The following is a 26987-nucleotide window of genomic DNA, read 5'->3' as shown; positions in this document are numbered from 1 at the left end:
ACTTTTATATGAATGAATCGCCAACCATTTACGGAAACCGCATCATTCTGCGAAAACCTATCGAACAAGATAAGTACGATCGCCTTGCATGTGGAAAGTCAAAAGAGGCTGTACGTATGTACGGCGGTGATACACGGACATTGAAACATGACTGACTCTTGGATGGACACAAACTCTGGACGTAGCGTTAACTATTACTTGAGCGTTACTGATGGGTATCTACAATTATCTCACACATATACTAGCTACTATAGTGACGGTAGTGTTGCTAGTAGAGGGGGAGGCTCCCTGTTTGTTAAGGGAAGCGTAGAAAATCAACCGGATAAATTAGCAACACCCCAACAGTTACTAAATGGTAAGGACTTTAAGAATATACAGCTAAATTATAAGCTGAAACTTAATTTCTATCCTTATTATGGCGTAGATAGGTATTCTGGATTCTCATTCCATGCGCAAGATAATAGAAACATGTATAGAGTTGAGATGAGTACCAAAGGGATACAGTTGGTGAAGGTCGTTAATGGGGTTCGTACGGTACTAAAAAATGCTCCGTATGCCGTGAAAACAAAAACGGAGTACGCTATCAAAATTCAGGTGCTGGATGAACAGATTAAAGTTTACATCAACAATGTTCCCCTTATTGATGTTACAGATAGCACGTATGAGAAAGGAAGATTCGGGCCTTACTCAGAAATACCGTGGGCAGAATTTAAAAACATGGCCTATTCGGATCTAACACCAATCAGTTCTTCTGCGAAGCTTCAAGGAATCGCGATAGTAGGACAGGATATGATTTACTCCATCCTAAATAGTGATACCGCAAATGATCCAATGATCAAAGATAAAACAAATTGGCGTTATGATCATTTGTCTCAAAAATTCTTGGATGCCGGGGACGGTAAATCAGGAATTTCAAGCCATGATGGGAAGACGTATCGAGAGCCTATTATGATCATGGATAAAGTTGGATTGTATCAAGTGAACTATGATACGCAAGATGATGCTAATCCAGACTATCCATACCCGTCATTGGAATTTGATTCGTACCGGAAAGATTCCAATCGTGCAGCGCGGCAGCTTATCGTTCACCGCGCACCAATCGCAGATTATGATCTTGGATTCAATCCGGACTACACAATCAAATGGACGGATCGGAGCCGCGATTTAGATCGATACCTTACTGCGACCAACTACTCAAAGGAAGATACCGGTATCGATTATCTAGCGACAAAGGGGATCCTCCAGAAAAAGTTCTACTATATTACACCTTCGGGTTTAACGGTGGAGCAGAAGCTTGTTACCCCTGAAGAGAAAGGCGAATATACGGTTGGTCTAGCCGTGAAAGATGAGTACGACGCCTGGAGTCCTTATTTGGTGAAAAAGATTAACGTGTTTCAGATTCCGCAGCCAGACGAGCCGCCTAAAGCTGGATTTACACTCAGCCACAAGACGACCTATCGGAACGTTGAAGTCACAATTAATTCAACGGCCAAGGACAAAGAAGATGGCGCTAGGGAAAACCTTCCTCATCAATATTATATTCGCAATTTGACGGAGGGCGGCTTTGAAACGCTGCAAAGTACGGTCCGAACGAGCTGGAAAAAGTCGTTTAACACGATGGGCACTTTTCAAATCCGGCAAGTCGTCGAGGACAAACTTGGTCAATTCGATCAGTTTATTGATACGATTGACATCATTAATCGTCTGCCGGTTGTACAGGTGACATATCCAAGTAGCACGGACCAGCTCAATCCGGAGAAAATAACCGTAGCGAAACCAACCTTTAAATGGACCTATGCGGACGGCGACGGTGATACGATGAAGAAGTATCAAGTCCGTATTTATCGCTATGGTGGGATTTTGGAGCAAGAATCCGGAATTTTGAGTGGCGCGGCTCTCACTTGGGAACCTGATACTGATTTACCGGAAAAGGTGCACATGTACATCATGGTACGCGCTTATGATGGATATGATTGGGGAGAGTGGAGCAATCCCAAGTTCTTCTTTATAGAAACAAATCGGCCACCAGTACCGGACTTTGATTGGAAGGTTAAGCCGATATGGGAAGGCGACCATATTTACTTAATTAACCTGTCAACTGATCCGGATGGGGATGCTATGACCTATTCGTGGTCGATCCGCCATCTTGATAAGAACACAGAGACGACGAGTACCGAGTTTGAGCCAGTTATTAACTTTGCCCAAGCTGGAACATACCGAGTAACCTTGAATGTCTGCGATGTTAAGGGGTTATGTAATATAGCTCCAAAGGTGAAAGACATTGAGGTACTGCCGATTAGCATTACCGGTACTGTGTATCACACGGAAACATGGACAAAGAATCTGGAGAAATACAATGCAGCAGCTGCGAAGGCAGGAAGAGCACAAAGACCATCATGGTATTTCTTCCCAGGCGAACGTTTTATGCTTCGTGGTAATACAGTAGGGGATCATGTAGTACGCGTAGATGCCTATATGCTGGACAGCAACAAAGCAGCGACGTCATATTCCAGTAACTTACCTGGAAGCCCTGACGTTTGGAATGGCAGCATGTGGAGTAAGGAAATGATTGATTGGGATGATCAAGATCTGTATTTCAAATTCGTTCTGACAACCGATACCGGCTACAAGAAGGAAAGTGCGCTTGTGAAAGTCCGGATCGTCGATGACGAATACTGGAGACAACACACAATTAAATAGTTGGAATGAAAGCGTCAAAGCACACCAGAAGCGCCCGCTCCTGTTACTAATGTAAGCGGTCAACGGTATCTTCCAGAGCAAGGTAAAGTGTACCACATTTCAGCGTTTCAAACTCCCAAACCATTTCACCACCAGAAACCTGCTGACATATCCATAATGATAGCCACGACTTACCGATTTTAGCACTCCCCGAAAGGATGTGCAGTCCGACTGGAAGAAACCGTAATATGATAAACTTTGGTGGCTCAACATCAAGAGCCAACAGGCTTTTACCGTCTATGACGGATAATGATTTAATTCCTTGCATTTGTAATCACTCCTTGAGTTTTTGTTGTATACAAAAATCCCCCAAACGGTGTGAACTGCCTGCCGTTTAGGGGATTGAGTGTATCTGTATTTAGTTTTGGTTGATAATCTTGATTATTACGAATAGCGGTTGTTTAGCTGTCTTTGGCATTCAATGCTTATACTGTAGGGTAAAATCTATAATATTTATAGTCAGAATGCTTACCCTCAGGTTGTTGCAATAAAGATGTTCTATAGTCGATAAATTGATAACCACTTCGTTCCAAGACTTTTTGTGATTTAATGTTATCCACCCCAACAGTTCCGATTAAATATGGTATTTTGTAGTATTCAAAAACCCACTTTGTAACTGCTATAGCAGCTTCGCTAGCATATCCAAACCCTCTTTTTTCAGGTAATATCTCGTAAAAGATTTCAGGTTCGTGCAACTCTACGTGTTTTCCTGCACCCACATATCCACAGTAGTCTCCCGTTTCCCTTTGAAAAACGCCAAGAGAAATTATGTCATTAACAATATCCATGTTGGCATATTGGGAAACTATCCAATTAAAAAGCCCTTTTGTGTCATTCGCAAAAGATTCCACATTATTTATAACACAATTAGGATAATCTATGTTTTCTAGAGTTCGTATAATTAATCTTTCTGTTAATAATTCCACCTATATTGCCTCCGTTAGAAATATAAATTCGTAACGCCTTTGCTTAAAAGCCGACCTAACGTATAAAACTATTTTACCATACAAAAAAGTAAGTTCAATATTTTTCTGTCTCAAGTAACGGGCAGGATACTTCCAATATGTGTTAATATAAGTTATATAGGAGTGTGTATACGGGTGAATGATCGACTAATGTTTTATGAAGGGTTAAAGGAGAAGGTCGAGCGAACGGAGGAACGGAATCGAGGTAAGCGTCACATAACCTCCAACTAGATCATGCCTATCCCATCACACGACAAGTAATCGGAATCGAAGATGACCATGGCAAATAAGGCCCGAGTGCCTCTGGATTTTGTGGATCCGGAAGCTGTGGAAGCTGCTCGAACAGGTACTTTAGATATTGGAACGGAAGAAGTCCGTTTTCCTTCGCCGTCTCGATGACGCTGTAGATCGTCGCACTAGCCTTCGCGCCACGGGGCGTGTTCGCGAATAACCAATTCTTTCTCCCGATCACGAATGGCTTGATAGATCGCTCACTTCGGTTGTTATCGATCTCGAGCCGGCCATCTTTCAGAAATGAGGTCAATTTCTTCCATTGATTCAGGCTGTAAGTAATCGCTTGTCCAGCCAGACTCTTCGGCAAGGATTGAGAGCGCTGTTGCTTGAGCCACACCGAATAATCCTCTAGGATGGAAAGGCTTCGCTTCTTTCGCTCGGCATATCGCTCTTCTGGCGAAGCATCCTTCAGCTCGCGCTCCATTTGGAATAGCGCATTACAGTAAGCCAGTCCTTGATTAGCTACTGAATCCTTGTTCCCTCTCGTCGCTGGCGGAGCAACTTTCAGCGCTTCGTCATATTTGCGCCTCGCATGTGCCCAGCATCCCACAAGAGTCACATCCTTAACCTTATGGTAGCCCGCATATCCATCCACATGCAGGTAACCTTTGAACCCAGATAGGAAGCTTTGCGGATGCTCACCGCTTCGAGTCTTCTGGTAATCATAGATGACAGCCGGCGTTACGCCACGTCCGGTGCGATAAAGCCACAGATACGAGGACGATTGCGCAGACTTCCCGGGCTCACGCAGTACCTGCAGCGTTGTCTCATCTGCATGAAGCACATCCTGCTTTAACAGAAAAGCTTTTATCACAGAGACCAATGGCGTAAGCCATTTCTCGGCACCATAGATTATCCAATTCGCCATCGTCTGACGAGATAACGTATATCCAAGACGCGCGAAATGCTGCTCTTGCCGGTATAACGGCAGACTGTCGACGTATTTCTGGCTCATGACGTAAGCCATGCTCGACGGTGATGCCAAACTTCCCGGATAAACAGGTTTAGGCATTGCAGCTGTTACGATGGAGGTCTGAATATCTTCACGTTCACATTGGCGGCAGGCATACACATTCCGTACGTGACGAATGACCTTCACTTGTGGCGGTACAACGGCAATTTCATTGCGCGTCTCTGTACTCATCTCGTGAAGAGAACCACCGCAGCACGTACATACTTGCTCGCCTTCCTCCAGTGAATAGGTAATGGTTTCTACTGGAAGCTTGGAGAGATCCTCTATTCGCTTACCGGATGACTTGCGACGCTCGTAGGTAATCTCTTCAGACCGCGGTTCTTCACCAACAGGTGATGCCAGCATTTCGGCTTCATTGAACAATGAGAGCTCTAATTGATCCGGATGCGTCTGCTCACTGGAAGCACCAAACCGCTATTTCTGCGCTAAGCGGAACTGCTCTTCGTACCATTTGAGCTTGGCCGATAGTTCAATGATTTGTTGTTGTAGAGATTCAATGGTTGGCGTATCTGCATGTTTTTCCATACTTTACTCATTAGATAATAAACACCTAATCCCTGTAAGCACCTATGGCGAAATGATTACAAAGATGTGACTAAATGACGGAAACGGCATTGACCTTGGGATGAGCTTGCCGTTGGCTGAGTGAAAGACCATCCAGCAGCCAGCGGAGCTCTCTGCTTGAAATAGCCACAACTTCCTCCTTGCCAGTAGGCCATTGAAATCTGCCCCGTTCCAGGCGGCGGTAGTAAAGCCAGAATCCATTATAATCCCAGTAAAGAATTTTGAGTTTGTTGCATGCTCGGTTACAGAATACGAACAAGCCGGAAGAAAAGGGATCTAAACCGAAGCTTTCCTGGACGATGGCAGCAAGTCCGTCGATCGACTTGCGCAGATCGGTAGAACCACAGGCAAGAAACACACGCTGATTGCTTGAAAAGGTCAGCATGATGAAGTAAGCACGTGAATCACTTCGCGCAGAAGCTTCGGGTCAAAGCCGGAATGGAGCTCAACACGGATCTCACCGATATGAAGGATTAGAGAAGGATCAGAAGAAACGCTGCCCGGTGGATCAACAGCAGTAAGAGGTACAAATTGTACGGGAGAAGTCTTTGGGTCTGGAGTAGTCTGGGATGATCCACGTTTTATTTTGTAAAGCCAATATTTCAATTGTTCGATAGAGCATTGATTTGCGTTGCACCAAGCTTTCATTGTGAGGCCACTTGCCCGATAAGCTGCGATGCGTACTTGCCAATCTTGTCTGCGTTGTTCTCTAGCATTCATGAGCTATCCTCCAGACTCAGGTTAAACTCATGATCTCATAGCGAGCGTAGTAGTTGAAGGTGGGAAGAGTTTGACGCTTACGTTGGAATGGGGGAGGCTGCGGGTCTAAATTGACCGCAGTCTTCAACATTTAACGCTGGGCTGGGAAAAAAGGGAAGGTTGAAGAAAAGAAGAATGGCCAACGTCGTTACTTTGTGGTGCCCTGGAAGGGGCATGGATGACTAACGGGCAGCAGTTATACTCACTATCCTATTAGTGGTAAAATAGGTAGTAAGTTTATCGAACAACAAAAATGTGTCTACTACAGTTATTTGGAGGGATAGTGGTTGAGCTTTAGAGCGGAAGTATTACGTGTTTTGATTGCTTCTCCCTCTGATGTGAATCAGGAACGTAACGAAATAGAAGAGGTCATTTTTATGTGGAATAGTCGGTTTGCGGAGGAATTAGAAACGATCCTACTCCCGGGTCGTTGGGAAGAGGATGTTGTTCCGACTTACCGAGGAAGCGACCCACAGCAAATTATAAATGAGCAATTAGTCAATAAGTGCGATATTCTCATTGGCGTGTTCTGGACTAAATTAGGGACGCCTACTATGACGCATTCATCTGGAACGTTAGAAGAAGTCAGTATCTTTATTGAAAAAGGAAAGGAGGTCATGCTTTACTTTGTAGACAAAGCCGTTCAAAGAAATGCCGATTTCAGCCAACTTGCTAAGGTTGACGAATTCAAAAAAGAATATGGCTATAAGGGTATTTATTCCGCGTATGATAGACAGAAAATCATTGACCATCTCTATAAGAAGGTCATGCAATACAAGAAAAAACGAGCAGACGAACAAGAAAATGTACCGACCGGCAACTCCGGACATGATATTGTGGAACCCTTGAAAGATTTATTGGAGTCGGGTAAATTGACTTCAAATGAAATTTTACTTTTGGCATATACTCTTGATACTGGAAACAGGCAATTCGGATACCGGTGGATGGCCAATCAAACTCTACCCTCGATACAAGCTTGGGAAAAGAGGAATTATTTGGGTGGTAGTGACTTGTCTGATGCTTACAACGAAGTTGTTCTGAACTTGGCAGAACGAGGGTTGTTGGAGGTAAAAGAGACTACCAGCTATAGTAACGTCAGACTGTATGTTATGCCCTTAGTGATTTATGATCAACTGAGAACCTTATCCGACGTACATAAAGGGAAGCTCCGTAAAGTTGTGGATGAAGCACTGTTTCCCTTTGGATTAGACTGAGGGAACGGGTGCAGTCCCGCACGCAAAAAATAAGAAGTCGAAGCAGTGTTATTTATGCTTCGGCTTCTTTCGTATTTTAATTCCGTTTTGTGAAACGGATTGAAGGATATCCTTTACCAACGCTTCAGCTTTCTTTTCACTCATGGACATAATTTCCACCCCCATTAATCATTATGTACAAGATTGGATCCTGTCATACATCCACTCTCCCCTAGCATATAAAATAAATAAGCTCGCAACATATCAACACTGTTGCCAGCCTAGATGCAGGAAAGAGGGGCTTCATATGAGTGAGGGGAGAGAACGGAAAGTCAGAAGTGATAAGAAGAGGGCAGTAGCGCCCTTCCTGGATACGGACACCTATGAGATGGTTTCACGAATAAGTTATATCTGCGACTTGCCAATGAAGTCTGTTGGCGAGCTGCTGTGTCGTGATGGTTTTCAATCTCGAAAAATGCTTGAGGAAATCCGAGTTTATTTCAGACGGGATCTTGTTTACGAAGATAATCATTATTGTTTCGGTGACTCGACTAAGGATCCGTTCCGGATTGAAGATATTGGTTCGCAGCGTCTATTTATGAAGTTTTACGAATTCGAACATCAAAGATTTGCCGCGCTTGCTTATGCGCTTGATTGCTCTGTGGCCATGGCCACATCGTTGTTGATCCGGACGGCGATAAAAAGGAAAGACATCATGTATCCGATTCTTGGCGATCAGATCCGAAAAGACTTGGATATCAAACGAACTAAGCAGCTGCGAGAGCTTTGCAGATTCCTGGATGCTCGAAGTCCAGATGATTTCATAACCATTCCTGTTATGTTGGCCCATGCGATTGATAAGTGTGTTCAAGAAGGGAAAAAGGTAAAACGAACGCTGCAGGAGTGGATACAGTAGGGATGGAAGTATGAAATAAAAACCCCCATTCCGCTTGGAATGGGGGTCACTCGCCTCGCCTATACCTCACTTATGTAGGTATGATTGAGTTAGGTTTTGCTGTTATAATACCTTCATTAATTGTTATGTTGTTCTGGTAGTTGAAGCAAGCTCCAGTACCTTCCGTGAAACGGTTGTTATTCCATTCATTATATATCATCCAATAGTAAGAGACAAGCACAGTATTTCCTTTCCAGCCCCGCGTTTTTTCTGCAGATATTCCTTCTCAACCCAGCCATTCCCTAATGCGCTTTGATTGTCGCTTACGGCACAATATAGTAGGGGGTGTAGATATGCTATTTAGGGCTATTGAACCGATGCTGCTAACAAGTCATAAGGTAATTCCAATATCGTTGACTGATCAAAGAATGCTATACGAGGCCAAATATGATGGCTGGAGGATTTTGATTCACAAAGAGGATGAACGAATTGATGTGTTTACACGCGGCGGTATGAACGTGACAAGGGCATTCCCTGAGTTTCAATCGTTAGCCCCTCAAATACAAGCGAGAACGGCAATATTGGATGGAGAGGGTATATGCCTTGACGCTTCTGGTAATAGGCCCGTTCTAGAACGTTTTAGCGCCAGGGCGCAGCTGCGGCAACCATTCCGGATAATGGCGAAGGCGAAACAATCGCCGGTGTCTTTTATGTGCTTTGATATTCTTTACGCATCGGGTGAATCTGTTGCTTCTCGGACATTACTTGAACGAAAGCAGCTGCTTACTAACCTGATTAATGTTAATGCTCATATACAAGTTTCACCTTATACGATCGGAGATGGGCGAGGGCTGTTTGATTGGACTAAAGAGAACCACTGGGAGGGAATTGTTGCGAAAGTAGTGAAGGGTAGCCAGTCTCGATACATAGTTGGCCACCGATCGACGTCATGGATTAAGTGGAAACACCGGAAGCAAATTCAATGTAGCATTGTTGGTTATGCGATCCGCCCGTTCCGGATCTTCGTTACAGAGAGTAAAGGGCCTGTAACAATGGTGGAGTATGGATTTAATCCGGAAGAAAAGCGAGCTTTGATGAATGTTGCGAAGCAACTGCATAAGGATCGGATCGGATCTGTTCAGTGGTTAATGCCAGGTTTCTCTTGTTGGATTGAATTTTTGGAGCATACAGAATCCGGGCATTTACGAGATGCTGTTTTCCGGGGGTTCGTTCTGCAGGACATGAGTCCTAGCACAATGAAGCTCAGAGAGATGGGTAAAATTGAGTAAGGGGGTATCTTGAAGCCATTGAACGGTTTAAATGGATATGATATGCTAAGACTAAAGAAAAGAACCGCAGATGCGGCAAACATCTACGGTTCGGGTACACGCCGCTTGAAGAGCGGTAGGCTATCGGATAGTAAGTCGATCGAGAAATAGACCGTTACCTTGTCCAAGGCGGTCTATTTCTTTTTGTTGGTTAGTGTAATGACAATTGTCACAATCAGCGAAATCAGCGCGATTAGCATCGAACCGAACCCGATCATGAGCGTCAATACGTCCTTAACCTCCAAGGCATCACCTCCCTTCGGGAGATTAGCCGACCGCCTTTCAAGCCCTACTATGTACTTATTTAAATTATACCATATTCGCATAGAACACTATTAAACCTTTTAGCTGTTTACATCCCTCCAGATAAAATTCTATTATATGGGTATCAGAGATACATGTGACTTTTTCCCTAAAAGAATTCTACCAATCTAAGGAAACTGATTATATAATGGGAAAAGTTCCTAAACATAACCGGAGGGGTCAAACTTGTTAAATTTTATTGCAATTATTTTGTTTTTCTTATTCATCTATCTGCTTATTGCAATCTTCAAACCATCCACATTCCTCAAGTTCACGAAGATGCAGTTTTCTCGCGGTAAGACGGCACTTTTTGCTTTCATCTCATTCGTTCTGTTCATAGCAACCATAACTGCAGCGGCACCTGATGAAACGACAAAAGGTATCGAAGATGGCAAGAGCACCACTACCGTAGCAGAATCGGATGCAAACGATGCAAACGATGCAGCTGATGCTAAGGCAGCGGCGGACGAAAAAGCAAAGAAGGAAGCTGAAAAAAAGGCGAAGGAAGAAGCAAAAGCAAAAGCTGAAGCAGAGGCGACAGCCAAGAAGAAAGCTGAAGAAGAAGCAAAAGCAAAAGCTGAAGCAGAGGCGGCACTTGCTAGAAGTAAGAATCCCGAATGGAATACCGCTGAGTTAGATGCCTTGGAGAATGGCAACATACATCTAGCCATAGACATGTTGAAGGCCATTAAGAACGAGCCAGTCACTCCCATTCAAGCCACCGCTGGTTCGGTATTTAAGACACCATGGAATTATTACGGAAAGCCAGTCAAGTTTACTTTATATGTCGCTATTGTCCAAGACTACCCACCAGATAGTGAAACAGGTAAGATTGGTATGCTTTCCGAGGTTGTCGGAACTACCGAAGATGGTACGATCATCGACGTTGTTGGACTTGTCCCAAGCGGTGATATTGCAGTTGGTGACGAGATTACTATAGTTGCCTACCCTGTCGGCCATGTGACCGTCGACAACAAGCTAGGTGGTCAAACAGATCAATTATCGGTAGTGACAAACAAATACTAAGGAGAGGGCTAAACTTAGAACGTTAGTTGAACGAAACAAGGAACTGTTTGCCGTGGCAGCTGTTCCTTGTTTTTATTAAGCTAACGGGCAGTTTAACGTGATACTCCCTTGATCTTAAGGTAGCTAAAATAAATGTATTTTGTTACGATAGCTCTATCCAAATTTTGGTTGATCTTATAAGGGGGATTAGTCTATGTACAAAGCAATAATTGATGATAAGACATACCTATTCTCCAGCAGTCACATTCCCAAGAATTATTTGAGTCTACCCGAATTGTCAGCAAACTTGAAATGAGATGCCAATTTGCTGGACTGATTAGGGATGCAACTTATTGTGGTTCTACGTTTCATCGAGGTATCGTGAAATTGTTTGTCTGCATGAGAAACATATCCAAAGCCCGCCACCCCCTGGATATCATACCAGTGAGTGGCGGTTGTTTCATTTGTGTGAATGATAACTAACTGTAGACACAGGGCAAATCAACTTTATATTATTCGTATATCCGTATATAATGGACGAAAACTCGTAGGAGGCCGATTATGGATGCAATGTCAGTGAAAGAGGCCTCAGAAAGATGGGGTATCTCAGAGCGTCGCGTTCAAAAACTCTGTGAAGAAGACCGTATCCCCGGCGTGGTACGCTTTGGGCGCTCTTGGGCAATGCCCAAGGATGCGGAAAAGCCATTTGATGGACGATTTAAATCAGAACGAAAAAAATCTTAAATCTACAGTGAAACTACAGATTACAATGCTATCTTTTTCAGGAGGGATATTTATGGGCATACGAATTCTGCTTGTCGAGGATGACGAGCATATATGTAATACCGTCAAAGTCTTTTTAAGCGAAGCCGGATATAAAGTAGACACCTGCCTAGATGGTAGCGAAGCGCTTAAAAAATATTATGATAATATATACCAGGTTGTCATTCTCGACATCATGCTGCCTGGTATAAGCGGTCACGAGCTTTTACGGGAGTTTCGCAAGCTGAATAATACGCCTATTTTGATGATGACCGCCCTTTCAGACGACGATAATCAAATCCGGGCGTTTGATGGCGGAGCGGACGATTATGTGACAAAGCCGTTCAAAATCCAGCTTCTACTGAAACGTGTGGAAGCCCTGCTCCGGCGAAGCGGCGCGTTGGCAAAGGAAGTCTGCTGCGGCAAGCTGACGCTTTTGCCGGAGGATTTCAAGGCGGTTTATGAAAACAGGGAGTTGCCCTTGACAATCAAAGAATTTGAAATCCTTATGCTATTGGTTCAGAACAGGGGCAGGACGTTATCTCATGAAATTATCTTATCCCGCATATGGGGCTATGACTTTGATGGTGATGTCAGCACAGTACATACCCACATCAAAAACCTGCGAGCGAAATTACCGGATAATATTATCAAGACTGTTCGTGGCGTAGGTTACCGAGTGGAGGAAGAAATGACATGAAAAAAAGAGGAATCTTCTTCAAGGTATTCATTTATACAATAATTCTCTCGATACTGTTGGTTGGCGTGACGGCAGCCCTGCTATCGACACAGATTATCTCCTATTTCTCACGTGTTCGATTGCAGGAAATCACCAGCACCTATCAGAGAATCGTTATCCAGTCGAAAGGCGAAAATAACATCACAGAAGTGGCGAGGCAGTTCTACGAAAAGAACCAGTCCATGCAATTCTACATCAAGGACATGGAAGGACACATTGTTTACGCAACACCCGAAGCCGAAACATCCGGCATCGAAAGCGGCGCACCACCTTACAGTAGCACAATATTGTTGCGTATGGACAATGATTATTTACTTTATGTGCTAAAAAGTGATCTTTTCGCGTTAGACTACGATAAGTGGAATGCGCAAGCCCTCGTAGTGTTGTCTGCTATGCTTGCTGTCTGCGTCATAAGCGCGTTTGTCTTTGCTAGGCAGATGACAAGACCAATCAAAACTCTGGCGGATGCTACGAATAAGATGGCTAATCTCGAAGCAGTCCCGCCGTTGCCGGAGCGTAATGATGAACTTGGTGCATTAGCCCGAGATGTTCATTCTATGTACGGCAAGTTGAAAGAAACCATATCCAAATTAGAGGACGAAATCCTACGGGAGCGTGAGTTGGAAGCAACACAGCGATATTTTTTCTCGGCGGCTTCCCATGAACTCAAAACGCCTATCGCAGCCACAAGCGTCTTGTTGGAGGGAATGCTTGAAAATGTAGGCGATTACAAAGACCACCCCAAATACCTGCGCGAATGCGTGAAGATGATGGACGCGCAGAGCAAAATTATTTCTGAAATACTGGAAATTGTTAATCTGAACAAAGGGAAAATCGTACCCGTTCCTGAAAGGCTGGACATAAGACATATAGTTGCTGACATACTTCCTGACTTTCAGATATTGGCTGAGGCAAACGGTCAGCGTATTGTTACGGACATTCCTGACGGAGAGGCCTGCCTTGCCGACCATAAAATGCTCCAAAAGGCGCTTTCCAACATCATTTTGAATGCGGTGCAGAACACGCCCAATGGCGGTGAGATTCGGATATGGAGTGAGCCTGTGGCAAATCAATACCGCCTTTGCATACTAAACACAGGGGCAAGGATTGACGATGCGGTGTTGCCGAAGCTGTTTGACCCATTCTACCGTGTAGATAAGGCGCGGAGCCGGAAAGACAGGCGAAGCGGCTTGGGACTGACCATTGTGAGGAAAATGCTGGAGTCAATAAATGTTGATTTCGCTTTCGAAAACGCCCCTGACGGCGTTCTGTTTTGGATGAACTTGCCGAAGGCGTAAAAGCGACGAGGAGATAAATAATGAAACCAGAAAAGCGAAACACACTTACAATCGCGTTGTTCGTAGTATATATACTGCTGCAAGTAGGAATTATCCTCTTTAAACTGCCGTTTTATTCCGAAAAATTATCAGACGGAATACGAGTAATTAACCTGATTCCATTTCAGGGGTCTTTCGATGAAAACGGAGTTTTAATCTTGCGTGAAATTATTGATAATATACTTCTTTTTATGCCGCTCGGCATCTATATCTGTATGCTAAAAAACGAATGGCCTTTCATGAAAAAAGTCCTTCCAATTATCAGCTTAACTTTAGTGTTTGAAGTCATACAATTCATTTTTGCGATTGGAAGAAGTGATATTACTGATGTACTCGGCAACACGCTTGGAGGGGTAATCGGCATTGGCATTTATGCTTTATTGTTCAGAATTTTCAAAAACAGGACTTTTAGGATTGTAAATATACTTGCTTTGGTAGTAACAGTTTGCGTAGTAGCACGTTTCGCCCATCTGTTTTACCTCAGCCATTTTGTCATGAAGCGTCTGCATCCCTGATGTTAGCGATCATACCTTTTCACTTTGACCGACAGGGTTATTCCTGCCGGTCTTTTTTATTTCTCTCCGCTACAGACAAACTACAGGTTGGCTACAGGGAAAATACAGATTGCTTTGCAATAATATCAGCATGACAACACGCAAATACCTGTTTTATGCCATATGAGGACTACTATAGTGAAAATGAAAAAGCTAATCGCACTCGTTTTAGCGCTTTTTCTCGTGCTTTCCCTCGCTGCTTGCAACAGCAGCACGACCACGCCGCCCTCGTCGGCAGCAGCCATTTCGCCGACGAACACAGAACTGCCTGCTAATTCGCTACAAGGAGATGCAGGTTCCACCCACACAGAGGACGATGAGCAGTCTTTTGAGCAGACTTCTGAGGCAAATACTAATTCACAGCAAAAAAATGTAAATTCCGCTTATTCAGAGGACATTGAAAACATTTCGGTAGATATTATGGCAACAAACGCCTATGTACTAAATGTTGATACCAATTCTGTTCTCTATCAGAAAAACAGCGATAAGCATATCGCTCCGGCAAGCACAGCCAAAATGCTTACAGCTTTAACAGCCTTAGATTATTGCTCCCTTGATGATACGATTACAGTTGGCTCGGAGATAGACCTGATTGCCTCTGATTCTTCCAGAGCATGGCTTAGTAATGGGGATACGCTGACGGTCAGACAACTTTTAGTCGCTTTGTTGCTTCCCTCCGGCAATGACGCTGCGTACACACTTGCTGTTAATGCGGGGAAAAGGATAGCCGGTGAAGATGGCCTTGGAGCGCAGCAGGCTGTTAAAGTGTTTGTCGATGCGATGAATCAAAAAGCAAAAAAAGTTGGAGCAACTTCTTCCAATTTTATAGCCCCTGACGGCTACGATGCGGACGGGCAGTACACAACCGCTTTTGAACTCGCGCAGATAGCAAAAGTGTGTTTAGGCAATAATGCTCTGTCTGAAATTATGGGCAGTTACAAGATATATGATACATGGATGAATGGGCGGGAAGTTACTTATCGCAATACTAACGAGTTGATAAACCCTGATAGCCAATACTATTATTCCAAGGCTATCGGACTTAAAACCGGCACTACCGGGGATGCTGGTTCCTGCCTTGTTTCAGCGGCTGACATAAATGGACAAACATATATTTGTGTTGTCATGGGTTCCTCTGCGGGTATCAGATTTTCGGACTGCCTAACTGTTTTTAGTGCAATAGACCCGACAATATCCCTGCCCCAAGAAAACAATGCTACCCCTTCTGCTGCTCCCAGCGGACTGAGGAGGCGTTGAATGGTGACTTTTAATGAAATGGAAAGACTGGTGTAACCATGAGAAGAAAAAGACTAACGCAATTATTCCCATTCCTGCTACCGGTCAGGGTAATGCAACGGAAGATGTGTTTTTATGCCGGTATGCGGCTTGATGGCCTTCGCTATGCGGGAACCATTGACGAGTCGCAGCTTCCTTACAAGATCTTTGAAGCGGGCTGCGCATTATACAATAGCAATACCGGCTTCGATATGATGTATCAGGAAAATAAAGTGTTTAACCTGAAGCTGGCGGCAAAGACACTGAACGGTCTTTTGATAAGACCGGGTGAAACCTTTTCCTTTTGGCGGCTTGTTCGCCATGCGGATAAGCATATTTCCTATAAAGACGGTCTTACAGTGGTAAATGGAAAACTCACCACCATGTCTGGTGGCGGTATGTGTCAAATGAGCAATCTGCTATTTTGGATGTTCCTGCACACGCCGCTGATGGTCACCGAGCGGAGCGGCCACAATGTCAAGGAGTTTCCCGAACCAAACAGTGACGAGATCAAAGGAGTGGACGCAACAATCTCCGAGGGATGGATTGACTTAAAGGCGCGAAACGATACCGATTGCACATATCAAATTTCAGTGGCGTTCGATGATGAAAACATCATAGGAACTGTGTTCGTAGACAAACGACCCCAAGTGCTGTACAAAGTCACAAACGGCAGCACCGAGTATTTCCGCGAAAGCGGCGAGATTTATGAATACGTCAAGGTTGAGAGAGCGGAAATTAACGCGGACACCAGTGAAATAACAGGGCAAAAGCTGCTTTACACCAACAAATGTAAAATCTGCTACCCTCTGCTGGATGACGTAGAAATCAAGGGGGCGAAAAATTGATGAACAACACTGGCATTACCGTTTATGGTTGCGAGCAAGATGAGGCGGACGTGTTCCGCAGACTGTCACCTCGCTTTGGCGTCATGCCTACTATTATTAGCGACGCCGTATCAGAAACCAATGCTATATCAGCCCCCTGCAATCAATGTATCAGTGTGAGCCACAAATCCGAGGTTTCCGCCTCTCTTCTTCTTGCGCTGAAGAGAGGCGGAGTGAAATATATCTCTACCCGAAGCATCGGCTGCAATCATATAGATACAACTGCTGCTAAGAGAATGGGCATCGCTATCGGCAATGTGACGTATTCGCCGGATAGCGTTGCTGATTTTACCCTAATGCTGATGCTTATGGCGATACGCAACGCGAAGTCCATTGTACGCTCTGTGGAAAAACATGATTTCAGGCTGGATAGCGTCCGCGGCAAGGTACTGCGCGACATGACAGTCGGCGTGCTGGGAACCGGTCAAATAGGCCAAGCGGTTATTGAGCGGCTGCGGGCATTTGGATGTCGTGTGCTGGCTTATGATCGCGGCCAGAAAATAACGGCAGACTATGTTCCGCTTGACGAGTTACTGCGAAACAGCGATATTGTTACACTTCATGTGCCGCTGGGTGCGGATACGCATCATATCATCGGTCACGAACAAATGAGGGGAATGAAGCAAGGCGCGTTTATTATCAATACAGGACGTGGAGCGCTTATAGATACCGATGCGCTTATTAAAGCATTAGAAAACGGAAAACTAGGCGGGGCCGCATTAGATGTATTGGAGGGAGAGGAAGGGCTTTTCTACTTTGATTGCACACAAAAATCAATTGATAATCAATTTTTACTGAAACTTCAAAGGATGCCGAACGTGATCATTACGCCGCATACGGCTTATTATACCGAACAGGCGTTGCGTGATACCGTTGAAAATACAATTAAAAACTGTTTGGACTTTGAAAGGAGCCTAGCGCATGGATAAAGTAAAAGTTGCAATCCTGTTTGGCGGTTGCTCGGAAGAGCATGATGTGTCGGTCAAATCCGCAATGGAGATCGCCGCTAACCTGGACACCGAAAAATACGAGCCGTTATACATCGGCATTACGAAATTCGGTGTTTGGAAAATGTGCGAAAAACCTGGCCCGGAATGGGAAAACGGCAATGGTTATTCAGCCGTGCTCTCTCCAGATAAAAAAACGCACGGATTGCTTGTTCTAAAAAACAATTCATATGAAATCCACCATGTTGATGTCGCATTTCCGGTTTTGCACGGCAAGTCGGGTGAAGATGGAGCGATACAAGGTCTGTTTGAATTGTCCGGTATCCCCTATGTGGGCTGCGATATTCAAAGCTCCGCGATTTGTATGGACAAGTCGATGGCCTACATCATGGCGAAAAACGCCGGCATCGCGACTCCCGAATTTTGGGTTATTCATGAAGACGACAGGGCAGCAACAGATGCGTTTACCTATCCTGTTTTTGTTAAGCCGGCGCGTTCAGGTTCATCCTTTGGCGTGACAAAAGTGGGTGGTGCTGACGAATTGGAGGCCGCGATTGAAGAGGCCAGTCAATATGATAGCAAAATCTTAATCGAGCAGGCTGTTGTCGGCTGTGAGGTCGGTTGTGCCGTGATGGGCAACCGTTCCGAGTTGATTGCCGGCGAGGTGGACCAAATTAGGCTAACGCACGGTCTCTTTCGCATTCATCAGGAGACCGAGCCGGAAAAAGGCTCCGAAAACGCGGTTATAACCGTTCCCGCACACCTGTCGGCAGAGGAGCGAGGACGGATACGGGAGTTGGCAAAACAAATCTATAAGGCGCTCGGCTGTAGAGGTCTTTCCCGCATTGATATGTTTTTACAAGATAACGGCCGCATCGTGCTTAACGAAGTCAATACGTTGCCCGGGTTCACGTCATACAGCCGTTATCCCCGGATGATGGCAGCTGCAGGCATAACGCTTCCCGAACTGATTGACCGCCTGATCGTACTTGCGTTAAAGGGGTGATACGCATGGAAAAGGGATTCGTTTTTTTAGATGAAATATTGCACGGTGCTCGCTGGGACGCCAAATATGCCACATGGGACAATTTCACAGGGAAACCGGTAGACGGATACGAGGTCAATCGCATCGTGGGAACACATGCCTTAGCCCTTGCGCTGCTGGAGACGCAAAAACAAGCGGCGGATCTGGGGTACGGTTTGCTGTTATGGGACGGGTATCGGCCCAAACGTGCGGTGGATTGCTTCCTGCGGTGGTCAGAACAACCGGAAGACAACCTCACAAAAGAAAGATTCTATCCGAATATCGAGCGGACCGAGATGTTTGCAAAGGGATATATTGCGTCACAATCAAGTCATAGTCGCGGAAGTGCTATTGATCTTACGCTTTACCACTTGGATACGGGGGCGCTTGTTTCCATGGGAGGCAGCTTCGATTTTATGGATGAGCGTTCACACCATGCAGCAAAAGGGGTTACAAGCATGGAAGCGCAAAATCGCAGACGCTTGCGTTCCATTATGGAAAACAGTGGGTTTGAACCCTATAGCTTCGAATGGTGGCACTATGTATTAAGAAACGAACCATACCCCAATAGCTATTTTGATTTCCCTGTTTTATAGCGAAAACTCCTGATTTTCTAAATAAGATATTAACTGTTGCACGGGCAATCTATATAATGCTATCTGGTTGGTGTAATCACACGCACTATGGGCGATGATCTCGGCAACGTCAGAGCTTTGTTATGGCCGTTCATTGACTTCAACTTCACTTCTCTTGCTATGGTAGAGGGAGTGTTTGGCAGCGGAAAACTCATCAATATTTTGGAACACCAATGTCATATTGGGCAGAGGCGTTTGTTGTAAGCCTCGTACTTGGTTTAGCGGCGAGGGTAGAATTATCGATTTATTCGCAACGGGACGAAGACTCTTATCATGAATTTGCATAAGAGAAATTACGGGATCATTACGGAGTCCCATAATTCCCGGCCCGTTCGATGACGCCGGGCCTCGGTCGGCATATTGCTCAACATTTCCCGATATTCGAGGTGAACTTTTTATGAAAAAAATCGTCTTTACCGGCGGAGGCTCGGCTGGCCATGTGACGCCGAATCTGGCGCTCATGGCCAGGCTCAAAGCTGCGGGCTGGGATACCGCCTATATAGGCTCCAAAGACGGCATTGAGAAAGAAATCGTGGAACATGCGGGAGTACCGTTTCATCCGATCGCTTCTGGCAAGCTTCGCCGTTACTTTGACGTCAAAAACTTCAAGGACCCGCTGAACGTCCTGAAAGGCGTCGGCCAATCGTATCGGCTGCTGCGGCGTCTGAAGCCCGACATCGTGTTCTCTAAGGGCGGCTTCGTCTCCGTTCCTGTCATTATCGGCAGTTGGCTGAATCGCATCCCCGTCATCATTCATGAGTCCGATTATACTCCCGGATTGGCCAACAAAATTGCGATGCCGCTAGCAACGCGCGTGTGCGTGACGTTTCCGGAAACGATGCGGCACGTAAGAAGGAATAAGGCGGTTTGCACCGGCTTGCCGATCCGCGAGCAAATCGTGCGGGGGAAAGCATTGAACGGGTTATCGCTGTGCGATTTCCATAAGCAGAAGCCGGTCCTGCTCGTTGTCGGAGGCAGTCTTGGCGCGCAGAAGATCAACGAAGCAGTGCGGGCATCGCTCGACATGCTGCTAGGGAAGTTCCAGATTATTCATATTTGCGGAAAAGGGAACGTCAGCGCGGAGCATGAAGGACGTCGCGGCTACAAGCAGTTCGAGTTTGTGTATGAGCAGCTTCCCGACTTGTTCGCTGCCAGCGATGCGGTCGTTTCCCGCGCCGGCTCTACGTCGATCTTCGAGCTGCTGGCGCTTTGCAAACCGATGCTGCTCATTCCTCTGACGCTCCAGACGAGCCGGGGCGACCAGCTATTGAATGCGGAGTCGTTCCGCAAGCAAGGGTTTGCGCGGGTTTTGTTCGAGGAAGATTTGACGCCCGAGTCGCTTTTGCGCGAAGTGCTGGAGACAATGAAGAGTGGCGAGGAACTGAGGCAAAGAATGGCGTCCGCAACTCGTCTCAACGGAACCGACGCCATCTTGCGGCTGATCGACCATCGTCATCGTACATAAATTACACCATAACCGTGACAGACATCCGGTGAAGCCGCAGGGTTTATGATGATTATTTCGTGAAGTATAGATCGTGACAACTAAGCAATAGGAAACCATTTGAACCGCCTAATGTAGTTCGAAGAACAATGTTATACGAGTTCATATTTAACTGTTACTGGACACGTGCGGTAGATTGCTTCCTGCATTGGTCCGAACAACCGGAAGACAACCTTACAAAAGAAAGATACTATCTGAATATCGAGAGAACCGAGATGTTTGCAAAGGGATATATTGCGTCACAATCAAGTCATAGTCGCGGAAGTGCTATTGATCTTACGCTTACCACTTAGATACGGGTGCGCCTGTTTCCATGGGAAGCAGCTTCGATTTTATGGATGAGCGTTCACACCATGCGGCAAATGGGATTGCAAGCGAAGCGCAAAATCGCAGACTTTTGCGTCCCATCATGGAAATCAGTGGGATTGAAGCATATAGCTTCGAATGGTGGCACTATGTACTAAGAAACGAACCATACCCCAATAGCTATTTTGATTTCCCTGTTTTATAGCGAAAACTCCTGATTTTCTAAATAAGCTTGTTCATGTTCAGCACAATGCCACCGCGCACTAGTATGGTGCCGCCCGCCAAATTCGTACCCGAGCCGCGTAGTATGTCCGCCTCCTCTTGGGTCGTCCCCGGCAGCAGCATCGCGTCCGGCATCGATTGGAAAATCGGATTCGCATCGTACGTACGCATTCAATTCATTCGGCGTATTTAGCTAATGAGCGTCACCGACAATGGCTGTCAGAGAGTAGAATTATCGATACAAGCTGCGGGACGGAGAGATTGGCCATGAACTTACAAAAGAAAAATTACGAAATCATTGCGGACGAGCTCCGTCGCATCATCGAAGCGGGACTGATCAAGCCGGACGAGAAGCTCGATACGATCGATCAATTGGCGGCGCAGTACCGCGTCGGACGGTCGACGGTGCGCGAGGCGCTCAGCCATCTGAAGGCGCTCGGTCTCGTCGAATCGAGGCAAGGCGGCGGCACCTACGTCAAGAGGCCCAGGCTAGAGCCGAAGGCGGTGCTGGAATCGCTGGAAACGTCGAACGCCGAGCTGTCGCAGCTGCTTCAGGTGCGCAAGATCCTTGAGGTCGGTGCGGCGGAGCTTGCCGCCAAACACCGCACCGCCGAAGACATCGAAGAGCTCGGCAAAATCATCGGACAAATGCGGGGCGCCGTTGGCAACGAGGAGATCAGCCAGATCTACGATACGAACTTTCACCTCGCTGTCGCTAAGGCATCCGGCAACGCGATTCTGGAAACGATCATGACGCACATTTCCGCGGCGATGTACCGCACCGCTAAGGATAGCCGCAGACTTTGGCTCTATAGCGGGAAGGGTGCGGCCGGCAAGCTGTTCGAGGAGCACAAGAGGATGTTCGAAGCGATCCGCGACGGAGATCCGAAGACGGCGGTCTCGACGATGGTGAAGCATATCGCCCAAGTCGAGAACGCTCTGCAGTCGGTTAAATGATAGGACAAACGCCTACTTGCTGCAGTGCGTCTGCTCTTAGCGAAAATCTTGATGAGAAACAAAAAATTTAAGGTTAAAACAAATTTAATCGATGGTAGTCGTGATTCTTTAAGAAATTGGCTTGAGTTTCCTGATAAAACAAATACAGTTGATGATACAAAGGCCTTTATTCATCGGTCTTTAAGTAGATTTGCAAATGATAATGGATACTGGTCTGGTATCTGGCATAAAGGGAAAATCGTAGGATCAATAGGTTATTTATGGATTGATTGGGATTCTAAAAGAACTGAAATAGGTTATTGGTTAGGGGCCAAATTTGAAGGTAACGGTATTATGACTAAGGCCTGTAACGCCTTCATAAATCACGCTTTTAATGATTTACGTAAAAAACGAGGAGTGTAAATAGATTTATGTGTAACAACGACAACGAGTGGAAAAGGAAAATTATCCTGTTCCTGACTGCACAAACAATATCATTATTCGGTTCATCATTGGTTCAATATGCGATTATTTGGCATATTACCCTTACGACAACATCAGGAGTTATGATGACGATTTCCACTGTCTGCGGTTTTCTGCCGCAGATTGTCATATCCCTGTTTGCCGGCGTATGGATCGACCGTTACAATCGCAAAAAAATGATTATGCTGGCTGATGGGATGATTGCATCCGCGACGCTTATCATGGCGGTATTGTTTTTAACGGGTTATCAATCTATCTGGCTGCTCTTTATTCTATTGCTTATTCGATCGGCAGGAACCGGAATACAAATCCCGGCTTATAATGCTGTTATTCCCCAGATTGTCCCAAAAGATAAGCTTATGAAAGTAAATGGAGTAAACAGCAGTATATCGTCCTTGATGATGTTTCTTTCACCGGCGGCAAGCGGGGCGATTCTCTCCATAACGACAATGGAAGCGACGTTTTTTATTGATGTTATTACCGCAGTCATCGGGATTAGTATCATGCTGACCATTGCCGTACCCTCTCATGCAAATATGACTAGTCGGCACAAATCTAATTTGCTAGACATTAAACAAGGGTTTGTATATTTGAAAAATCACACCTTATTAAAACGATTGCTCCTTTTTCTGTTTATCGTAATGATTTTGATAAGTCCTGCTGCCTTTTTAACGCCCCTCATGGTGAGCCGTTCCTTCGGTGGGGAAGTGTGGAGGCTGACAGCAAGTGAGATGACCTTTAGCGCTGGAGCAATAGCCGGAGGCATTGTGATTGCAACTTGGGGAGGTTTCCGAAACCGCATGCATACCACTATATTAGCGTGCGCTTTCTATGGCTTGCTGATGGTAGGGCTGGGTGTCGCTCCGGTGTTTGTAATGTATTTATTGTTTAACTTTTTAATTGGAATTACAATGCCCTGTTTCAACGCGCCAATTACAGTATTATTGCAGGAAAAAGTTGAGTCTTCCATGCATGGCAGAATATTTAGTCTTGTACAAGTTTCAAACTCCTGCGCCTTGCCGTTAGGGATGGTCTTGTTTGGTCCGTTGGGGGATATTGTGCGGGTGGAGAGTATACTCATATTTGCTGGGATCATGGTGGTTGCCTGTGCACTTTATGCTTTATTTAGCAAACGTTTCATTGCAGAATAGAGGCATGAGTAGCAGTAAGGCATTGTAATTGTTTGCGTGACTAAGATCCAGGGACCGATGAGCTAATTGGTTCATTGGGGTGATATGTTCAACCTTAGATTTGACATATTGTATTGCCAATCTTGAAAGAGGTCGCATCCTTTTGAAACATTAAGATAAAATAACACCGGGGTTTCCTGGTGTTATTTTAATGGAGGAATTTTGAGTGACTCATTGGTTATACACGGATAATAATTCTTGCCATCCGACGGCGGGATCTACAAATATTTTTCGTTCATTAAGTTAAGGAGATTAAACAGCGATGCTCCGGGTAGTACGACTCGGACCAGCTTAGAGTGTAAGAAAAAACGCCAAGTCGATCACGTCCGAGGGCTTAGCGTATATTTTCGTTAAAATGTTGGCGGGACCCCTATATGCCGGTAAACAAATAGAAACTGTCCAATGCAGGACAGTTTCAACGGACCCTTCCAAAACCACCACAGTTAAAAAAGGGCTTTCTCAAAGTATATCATAAATTGAAGGTGTTTAATAGATTATTCCTTAATAAGAGCTTTGTTTTCCGCTTTATTTATAGCATTGGATGGGTTGAACCTTCAGCACTTGTCACCATGCAATTTCGTGAATCATTATTTACAGCAAGAGTCAATTTAGGGTTTGATATCGCTGTATCATGTGCCTTGGTCCACCAACTAACATGAAGCCTGAGAGTGGTCAGCATCATGTGTACAAATCGTTCACGTTCTTTAATGCTATATTATGAATCTCGTCAATTACATCATCGTTCATATATATGAGAACCACGATGTTAATCAAATAGAAACACCATCGAGAGAGCCGTCTTTGTGCTAAGTGTTGTTTAGTGGTGGAAATTAGGATATGTTTGTTATAGTAAAACAATAGGTCAAGAGGCTCAGGAGGAGACAGATGGGAAAGATCGTAATTGTAGCTTTTTCAGTAATACTACTAGGCACTTTGTTAGGGCTTGGGAGCGGAAATGCTTCTTCTTGGGCATGGATTGTACTTGTGATTAGTATAGTGGGCTTAGTCTTCACTATGGAGGACGTAGAAGCTTTTTATCAAGACATGATTTCGCGTAAATTATGTTGGTCCGTAGAATTTGAGGGGCGCTGCATTGGTCTCGCTCGTCTCACGGTGGATGAAACTGACCACAGAGCAAGGTATGCTACGGGGATATTTGACCCGTCTTTATGGGGTAGCGGTCTTGGAACAGAGATGACACAACTCGTATTGCAATATGCGTTTGAGACATTAAAGTTACACCGTGTTGATTTGCAGTTTGCCGCGGCATAAGGAGACGCAAGAGAAACGCTTAAGGACGTGTTCTTGTCATCCACGACATTGTAAAATGTCGGGTGACAAAAACATTGTAACATTAGAAGCCGCTGATTATGCGGCTTTTTATATTTATGTTATCAAGTTCTTGTCAAAACACAATGACAAGAACTTGATAACATTCCCGACTGATGACAAGAACATTGTTACATTACCGATATGAAGTCATCGACATCGGCAAATAAAGATGATTAGACGACCTTTTATTAAACTCCCTCAGTACGATTTAGTTTTCTCACGAATGCTAACGGGCAGTTTAACGCAGCATGGGACAACTGATGTATACTTATTTTCGAGCACTAATAAATGGTCTAGAATGATGAGGGTGTAAAAAATGTCTAGCAAAATTGTAGTTTGTAATGACGTTGGTCCTTATTTAGAAGCTTTGACTCGTGGCAAGGAATATGAAGTGATAGCTGAGGATGAAGTAAAAGAACAGTTTAAAATCAAGGGTGATAACAACCGATCAAGGTGGTTTAAGAAGTATTATTTCGTAAGTCCTGGGATTAGTGTCCCCGTAATAGTTAGCTGGAAGTTTGACGATGTAGTTAAGGATTCAAGTGCGAATTCATTAGAACATATCGAGATCTCCATTATATTTAATGATGGACAGAAGAGGTGGTGTTCAATATGTACGAAAACGGGACTATTGGATTATTTAGAGCGAAATATGGACGGTAATGTATATTTAATTGAGTATCAAATAATTGTGAGGAATTTTTCAAATGAAGTTGTCAAGATTCATTAATGGGCTTAGACCAGCAAAATCTCTTAATAAGTTCGACCAAATCATTGAGCTAAAGAGAAACGATAGCTCAATAACAGCAGCGGCAGTCTAGGTTTTGAAAGGTGGCTTTATTAATGAGCAAAGACAACACTCGGATATTTTTCTATGGCTTTGTTGTCGGTACCGTTCTACTGCTAATGCCTATACCGAGTTTCTTTTTTTGGAGTGGTGTTTTAGATCATGTTGAAAGTATATTCCGATATTTAGGTTTTATTATTTTTGCAGCATGCGGTATTACCATAATAGTACGTGTTGTCAGAACCTTTTTCGAAAAATGATAATGGATCAGATATTTTTCTAACCAATCGCTACGCTAACGGGACACTATAGTTGAACGAAACAAGGAGCAGTTTGCCGCGGCAGTAAGCTAACTGGCAGGATAATGCCACAAGGGTTTATAATATAATTTGTAACATGCTTACTGTGGGGTGAAGATGTGGCTGGTCTAAAAGAGTTAATTACTTTTCTGAACAAATTAGAGGATAATAATATATTTTATAAACTAAACAAAGTCCGAAATGAAGCTATCATGGTTGAGGTAGCTATTCCAGGTCAACGGTGGGAGATAGAATTTTTGGAAGATTGTACAGTAGAGGTTGAAAAATTTATCAACGATGGAAACTTTTACGATGTTAAAGAGTTGGAGTCTCTGTTTAAAAATTTCAGTGATTAATTCAGAAAATCATTCAACTAACGGGACACGATAGCTCAATAAAACAGCAGAAAGATCCGCCGCGGCGGATCCTTTTTACATGCTCACAAAATATCGAGGACGAAAACTGCAGACACATTTCATTTTTTCTCAGCAGTCTCTACGTTTTCATAGGAGACATCGTTAGGTCAGGAGAAATTGATGAAATAGTCAAGTTATCGATGTTGTTAGATAAGGTAGAAATTTCAGCTCAATCGGAAAAACTAAAAGATTGGATTAATCGTTCTAAGCATCTTATACAGTATCCAAACACCTATAATTATACATTCTGGGGGCTTGGTTCCAAGTACGTTTATTGAACTAAACAATCCTGTAGAGCTTAAGAAATGAGCTTTGTAAAAAAAGGAGCGCCTCG

General features: G+C 44.6%; 27 protein-coding genes and 4 pseudogenes. 24 read left to right on the top strand and 7 right to left on the bottom strand.

From position 1 onward, the window contains the following. Positions 1–8 precede the first annotated feature (8 nt). Entirely contained in the window at positions 9–155 is a 147-nt protein-coding gene (locus tag NNL21_RS34715; RefSeq protein WP_204822103.1) for a hypothetical protein, read from the top strand. Next, positions 148–2700, top strand: a complete 2553-nt coding sequence (locus NNL21_RS34710) for a PKD domain-containing protein (RefSeq protein ID WP_204822102.1) — start codon at positions 148–150, stop codon at positions 2698–2700. The genes NNL21_RS34715 and NNL21_RS34710 overlap by 8 nt, the downstream gene beginning before the upstream one ends. Positions 2701–2746: 46 nt before the next feature. On the opposite strand, the gene NNL21_RS34705 is transcribed toward NNL21_RS34710, so the two are convergent. The 5 genes and pseudogenes from NNL21_RS34705 to tnpA form a co-directional block, all read right to left on the bottom strand. Next, positions 2747–3007, bottom strand: a complete 261-nt coding sequence (locus NNL21_RS34705) for an AAA family ATPase (RefSeq protein WP_204822101.1) — start codon at positions 3005–3007, stop codon at positions 2747–2749. A 157-nt stretch (positions 3008–3164) separates the two neighbouring features. Next, positions 3165–3665 carry a GNAT family N-acetyltransferase gene (locus NNL21_RS34700; RefSeq protein ID WP_204822100.1) on the bottom strand — a complete coding sequence of 167 codons (501 nt, stop codon included), beginning with the start codon at positions 3663–3665 and terminating at the stop codon, positions 3165–3167. Positions 3666–3942: 277 nt separating this feature from the next. Next, positions 3943–5496 (bottom strand): annotated as a pseudogene (gene tnpC, locus NNL21_RS34695) (IS66 family transposase). A gap of 70 nt (positions 5497–5566) precedes the next feature. Continuing rightward, complete coding sequence (gene tnpB / locus NNL21_RS34690) at positions 5567–5920, bottom strand: IS66 family insertion sequence element accessory protein TnpB (RefSeq protein ID WP_204822099.1); 354 nt, start codon at positions 5918–5920, stop codon at positions 5567–5569. Then, positions 5914–6255, bottom strand: a complete 342-nt coding sequence (gene tnpA, locus NNL21_RS34685; protein ID WP_204822098.1) for an IS66 family insertion sequence element accessory protein TnpA — start codon at positions 6253–6255, stop codon at positions 5914–5916. The genes tnpB and tnpA overlap by 7 nt, the downstream gene beginning before the upstream one ends. A 326-nt stretch (positions 6256–6581) precedes the next feature. Here tnpA and NNL21_RS34680 point away from each other — a divergent pair, with 326 nt between their 5' ends. The 3 genes from NNL21_RS34680 to NNL21_RS34670 all read left to right on the top strand — a co-directional run bounded on the left by NNL21_RS34680 (position 6582) and on the right by NNL21_RS34670 (position 9671). After that, on the top strand, positions 6582–7508 hold the full coding sequence (locus tag NNL21_RS34680) for a DUF4062 domain-containing protein (protein WP_204822097.1): 927 nt from the start codon (positions 6582–6584) through the stop codon (positions 7506–7508). 286 nt (positions 7509–7794) lie between these two features. After that, on the top strand, positions 7795–8403 hold the full coding sequence (locus NNL21_RS34675; protein ID WP_204822096.1) for a hypothetical protein: 609 nt from the start codon (positions 7795–7797) through the stop codon (positions 8401–8403). A 332-nt stretch (positions 8404–8735) separates the two neighbouring features. After that, positions 8736–9671 carry an ATP-dependent DNA ligase gene (locus NNL21_RS34670; protein ID WP_204822095.1) on the top strand — a complete coding sequence of 312 codons (936 nt, stop codon included), beginning with the start codon at positions 8736–8738 and terminating at the stop codon, positions 9669–9671. 173 nt (positions 9672–9844) lie between these two features. Here NNL21_RS34670 and NNL21_RS34665 read toward each other — a convergent pair whose 3' ends face one another. Beyond that, complete coding sequence (locus NNL21_RS34665) at positions 9845–9955, bottom strand: putative holin-like toxin (RefSeq protein WP_256555181.1); 111 nt, start codon at positions 9953–9955, stop codon at positions 9845–9847. 244 nt (positions 9956–10199) lie between these two features. On the opposite strand from NNL21_RS34665, the gene NNL21_RS34660 reads away from it, so the two are divergent. From NNL21_RS34660 to NNL21_RS34605, 12 genes and pseudogenes are all read left to right on the top strand, one after another. Then, on the top strand, positions 10200–11039 hold the full coding sequence (locus tag NNL21_RS34660; protein ID WP_204822094.1) for a hypothetical protein: 840 nt from the start codon (positions 10200–10202) through the stop codon (positions 11037–11039). Between the two features lie 540 nt (positions 11040–11579). Next, positions 11580–11762 carry a helix-turn-helix domain-containing protein gene (locus tag NNL21_RS34655; RefSeq protein WP_204822093.1) on the top strand — a complete coding sequence of 61 codons (183 nt, stop codon included), beginning with the start codon at positions 11580–11582 and terminating at the stop codon, positions 11760–11762. A gap of 52 nt (positions 11763–11814) precedes the next feature. Beyond that, a complete protein-coding gene (locus tag NNL21_RS34650) occupies positions 11815–12480 on the top strand; it encodes a response regulator transcription factor (RefSeq protein ID WP_204822092.1) in 666 nt (221 codons plus the stop codon). A 455-nt stretch (positions 12481–12935) separates the two neighbouring features. Next, positions 12936–13817, top strand: a pseudogene (locus NNL21_RS34645) (HAMP domain-containing sensor histidine kinase); the annotation flags it as partial. A 20-nt stretch (positions 13818–13837) separates the two neighbouring features. After that, the gene (locus NNL21_RS34640) at positions 13838–14371 is read left to right on the top strand and encodes a VanZ family protein (protein ID WP_204822090.1); all 534 of its coding nucleotides are present in this window, start codon (positions 13838–13840) and stop codon (positions 14369–14371) included. Between the two features lie 390 nt (positions 14372–14761). Next, a pseudogene (locus tag NNL21_RS34635) lies at positions 14762–15592 on the top strand (D-alanyl-D-alanine carboxypeptidase family protein); the annotation flags it as partial. 113 nt (positions 15593–15705) lie between these two features. Then, the gene (vanW, locus tag NNL21_RS34630) at positions 15706–16533 is read left to right on the top strand and encodes a glycopeptide resistance accessory protein VanW (protein WP_204822088.1); all 828 of its coding nucleotides are present in this window, start codon (positions 15706–15708) and stop codon (positions 16531–16533) included. Continuing rightward, complete coding sequence (gene vanH, locus NNL21_RS34625; RefSeq protein WP_204822087.1) at positions 16533–17501, top strand: D-lactate dehydrogenase VanH; 969 nt, start codon at positions 16533–16535, stop codon at positions 17499–17501. The genes vanW and vanH overlap by 1 nt, the downstream gene beginning before the upstream one ends. Beyond that, positions 17494–18525: a D-alanine--(R)-lactate ligase gene (gene vanA, locus NNL21_RS34620; RefSeq protein WP_204822086.1), complete on the top strand. Its 1032-nt coding sequence runs from the start codon at positions 17494–17496 to the stop codon at positions 18523–18525. Before vanH ends, vanA begins: the two co-directional genes overlap by 8 nt. Before the next feature lie 5 nt (positions 18526–18530). After that, entirely contained in the window at positions 18531–19139 is a 609-nt protein-coding gene (gene vanX / locus NNL21_RS34615; RefSeq protein ID WP_204822085.1) for a D-Ala-D-Ala dipeptidase VanX, read from the top strand. A 436-nt stretch (positions 19140–19575) separates the two neighbouring features. Next, positions 19576–20643, top strand: a complete 1068-nt coding sequence (gene murG / locus NNL21_RS34610; protein WP_204822084.1) for an undecaprenyldiphospho-muramoylpentapeptide beta-N-acetylglucosaminyltransferase — start codon at positions 19576–19578, stop codon at positions 20641–20643. Positions 20644–20771: 128 nt separating this feature from the next. Beyond that, positions 20772–21193: pseudogene (locus NNL21_RS34605) on the top strand (M15 family metallopeptidase). A 17-nt stretch (positions 21194–21210) separates the two neighbouring features. Here the strand turns inward: NNL21_RS34605 and NNL21_RS34600 are convergent. Then, positions 21211–21381 carry an FAD-binding oxidoreductase gene (locus NNL21_RS34600; protein WP_204822083.1) on the bottom strand — a complete coding sequence of 57 codons (171 nt, stop codon included), beginning with the start codon at positions 21379–21381 and terminating at the stop codon, positions 21211–21213. A 96-nt stretch (positions 21382–21477) separates the two neighbouring features. On the opposite strand from NNL21_RS34600, the gene NNL21_RS34595 reads away from it, so the two are divergent. From NNL21_RS34595 to NNL21_RS34565, 7 genes are all read left to right on the top strand, one after another. After that, a complete protein-coding gene (locus NNL21_RS34595) occupies positions 21478–22167 on the top strand; it encodes a FadR/GntR family transcriptional regulator (RefSeq protein ID WP_204822082.1) in 690 nt (229 codons plus the stop codon). A 51-nt stretch (positions 22168–22218) separates the two neighbouring features. Beyond that, positions 22219–22569, top strand: coding sequence for a GNAT family N-acetyltransferase (locus NNL21_RS34590; protein ID WP_204822081.1), 351 nt, complete (start codon positions 22219–22221; stop codon positions 22567–22569). Between the two features lie 8 nt (positions 22570–22577). Beyond that, positions 22578–23780 carry an MFS transporter gene (locus tag NNL21_RS34585; protein ID WP_204822080.1) on the top strand — a complete coding sequence of 401 codons (1203 nt, stop codon included), beginning with the start codon at positions 22578–22580 and terminating at the stop codon, positions 23778–23780. A 924-nt stretch (positions 23781–24704) separates the two neighbouring features. Further along, positions 24705–25091 (top strand): GNAT family N-acetyltransferase, encoded by a 387-nt coding sequence (locus NNL21_RS34580; RefSeq protein ID WP_204822079.1) that lies wholly within the window; start codon positions 24705–24707, stop codon positions 25089–25091. Between the two features lie 376 nt (positions 25092–25467). After that, positions 25468–25881 (top strand): hypothetical protein, encoded by a 414-nt coding sequence (locus NNL21_RS34575; RefSeq protein WP_204822078.1) that lies wholly within the window; start codon positions 25468–25470, stop codon positions 25879–25881. A gap of 113 nt (positions 25882–25994) precedes the next feature. After that, positions 25995–26198: a hypothetical protein gene (locus NNL21_RS34570; protein WP_204822077.1), complete on the top strand. Its 204-nt coding sequence runs from the start codon at positions 25995–25997 to the stop codon at positions 26196–26198. A gap of 158 nt (positions 26199–26356) precedes the next feature. Beyond that, complete coding sequence (locus tag NNL21_RS34565; RefSeq protein WP_204822076.1) at positions 26357–26593, top strand: hypothetical protein; 237 nt, start codon at positions 26357–26359, stop codon at positions 26591–26593. The last annotated feature ends 394 nt before the right edge of the window (positions 26594–26987 follow it).

The organism is Paenibacillus mendelii (assembly GCF_024498075.1).
In the GTDB taxonomy this organism is placed as follows: Bacteria; Bacillota; Bacilli; order Paenibacillales; family Paenibacillaceae; genus Paenibacillus_Z; species Paenibacillus_Z mendelii.
This window is presented reverse-complemented; position numbering and strand designations above follow the sequence as displayed.

Excerpts from the sequence above, each read along its gene's own strand:
- NNL21_RS34670 (WP_204822095.1), top strand. The coding sequence starts at position 8,736 with ATGCTATTTAGGGCTATTGAACCGATGCTGCTAACAAGTCATAAGGTA.
- NNL21_RS34715 (WP_204822103.1), top strand. The coding sequence starts at position 9 with ATGAATGAATCGCCAACCATTTACGGAAACCGCATCATTCTGCGAAAA.
- vanA (WP_204822086.1), top strand. The coding sequence starts at position 17,494 with ATGGATAAAGTAAAAGTTGCAATCCTGTTTGGCGGTTGCTCGGAAGAG.
- murG (WP_204822084.1), top strand. The coding sequence starts at position 19,576 with ATGAAAAAAATCGTCTTTACCGGCGGAGGCTCGGCTGGCCATGTGACG.
- tnpA (WP_204822098.1), bottom strand. The coding sequence starts at position 6,255 with ATGAATGCTAGAGAACAACGCAGACAAGATTGGCAAGTACGCATCGCA.
- NNL21_RS34600 (WP_204822083.1), bottom strand. The coding sequence starts at position 21,381 with ATGCGTACGTACGATGCGAATCCGATTTTCCAATCGATGCCGGACGCG.
- vanW (WP_204822088.1), top strand. The coding sequence starts at position 15,706 with ATGAGAAGAAAAAGACTAACGCAATTATTCCCATTCCTGCTACCGGTC.
- NNL21_RS34585 (WP_204822080.1), top strand. The coding sequence starts at position 22,578 with ATGTGTAACAACGACAACGAGTGGAAAAGGAAAATTATCCTGTTCCTG.
- NNL21_RS34710 (WP_204822102.1), top strand. The coding sequence starts at position 148 with ATGACTGACTCTTGGATGGACACAAACTCTGGACGTAGCGTTAACTAT.
- NNL21_RS34705 (WP_204822101.1), bottom strand. The coding sequence starts at position 3,007 with ATGCAAGGAATTAAATCATTATCCGTCATAGACGGTAAAAGCCTGTTG.
- NNL21_RS34595 (WP_204822082.1), top strand. The coding sequence starts at position 21,478 with ATGAACTTACAAAAGAAAAATTACGAAATCATTGCGGACGAGCTCCGT.
- NNL21_RS34640 (WP_204822090.1), top strand. The coding sequence starts at position 13,838 with ATGAAACCAGAAAAGCGAAACACACTTACAATCGCGTTGTTCGTAGTA.
- vanX (WP_204822085.1), top strand. The coding sequence starts at position 18,531 with ATGGAAAAGGGATTCGTTTTTTTAGATGAAATATTGCACGGTGCTCGC.
- NNL21_RS34570 (WP_204822077.1), top strand. The coding sequence starts at position 25,995 with ATGAGCAAAGACAACACTCGGATATTTTTCTATGGCTTTGTTGTCGGT.
- NNL21_RS34650 (WP_204822092.1), top strand. The coding sequence starts at position 11,815 with ATGGGCATACGAATTCTGCTTGTCGAGGATGACGAGCATATATGTAAT.
- NNL21_RS34675 (WP_204822096.1), top strand. The coding sequence starts at position 7,795 with ATGAGTGAGGGGAGAGAACGGAAAGTCAGAAGTGATAAGAAGAGGGCA.
- vanH (WP_204822087.1), top strand. The coding sequence starts at position 16,533 with ATGAACAACACTGGCATTACCGTTTATGGTTGCGAGCAAGATGAGGCG.
- NNL21_RS34580 (WP_204822079.1), top strand. The coding sequence starts at position 24,705 with ATGGGAAAGATCGTAATTGTAGCTTTTTCAGTAATACTACTAGGCACT.
- tnpB (WP_204822099.1), bottom strand. The coding sequence starts at position 5,920 with ATGCTGACCTTTTCAAGCAATCAGCGTGTGTTTCTTGCCTGTGGTTCT.
- NNL21_RS34575 (WP_204822078.1), top strand. The coding sequence starts at position 25,468 with ATGTCTAGCAAAATTGTAGTTTGTAATGACGTTGGTCCTTATTTAGAA.
- NNL21_RS34590 (WP_204822081.1), top strand. The coding sequence starts at position 22,219 with ATGAGAAACAAAAAATTTAAGGTTAAAACAAATTTAATCGATGGTAGT.
- NNL21_RS34655 (WP_204822093.1), top strand. The coding sequence starts at position 11,580 with ATGGATGCAATGTCAGTGAAAGAGGCCTCAGAAAGATGGGGTATCTCA.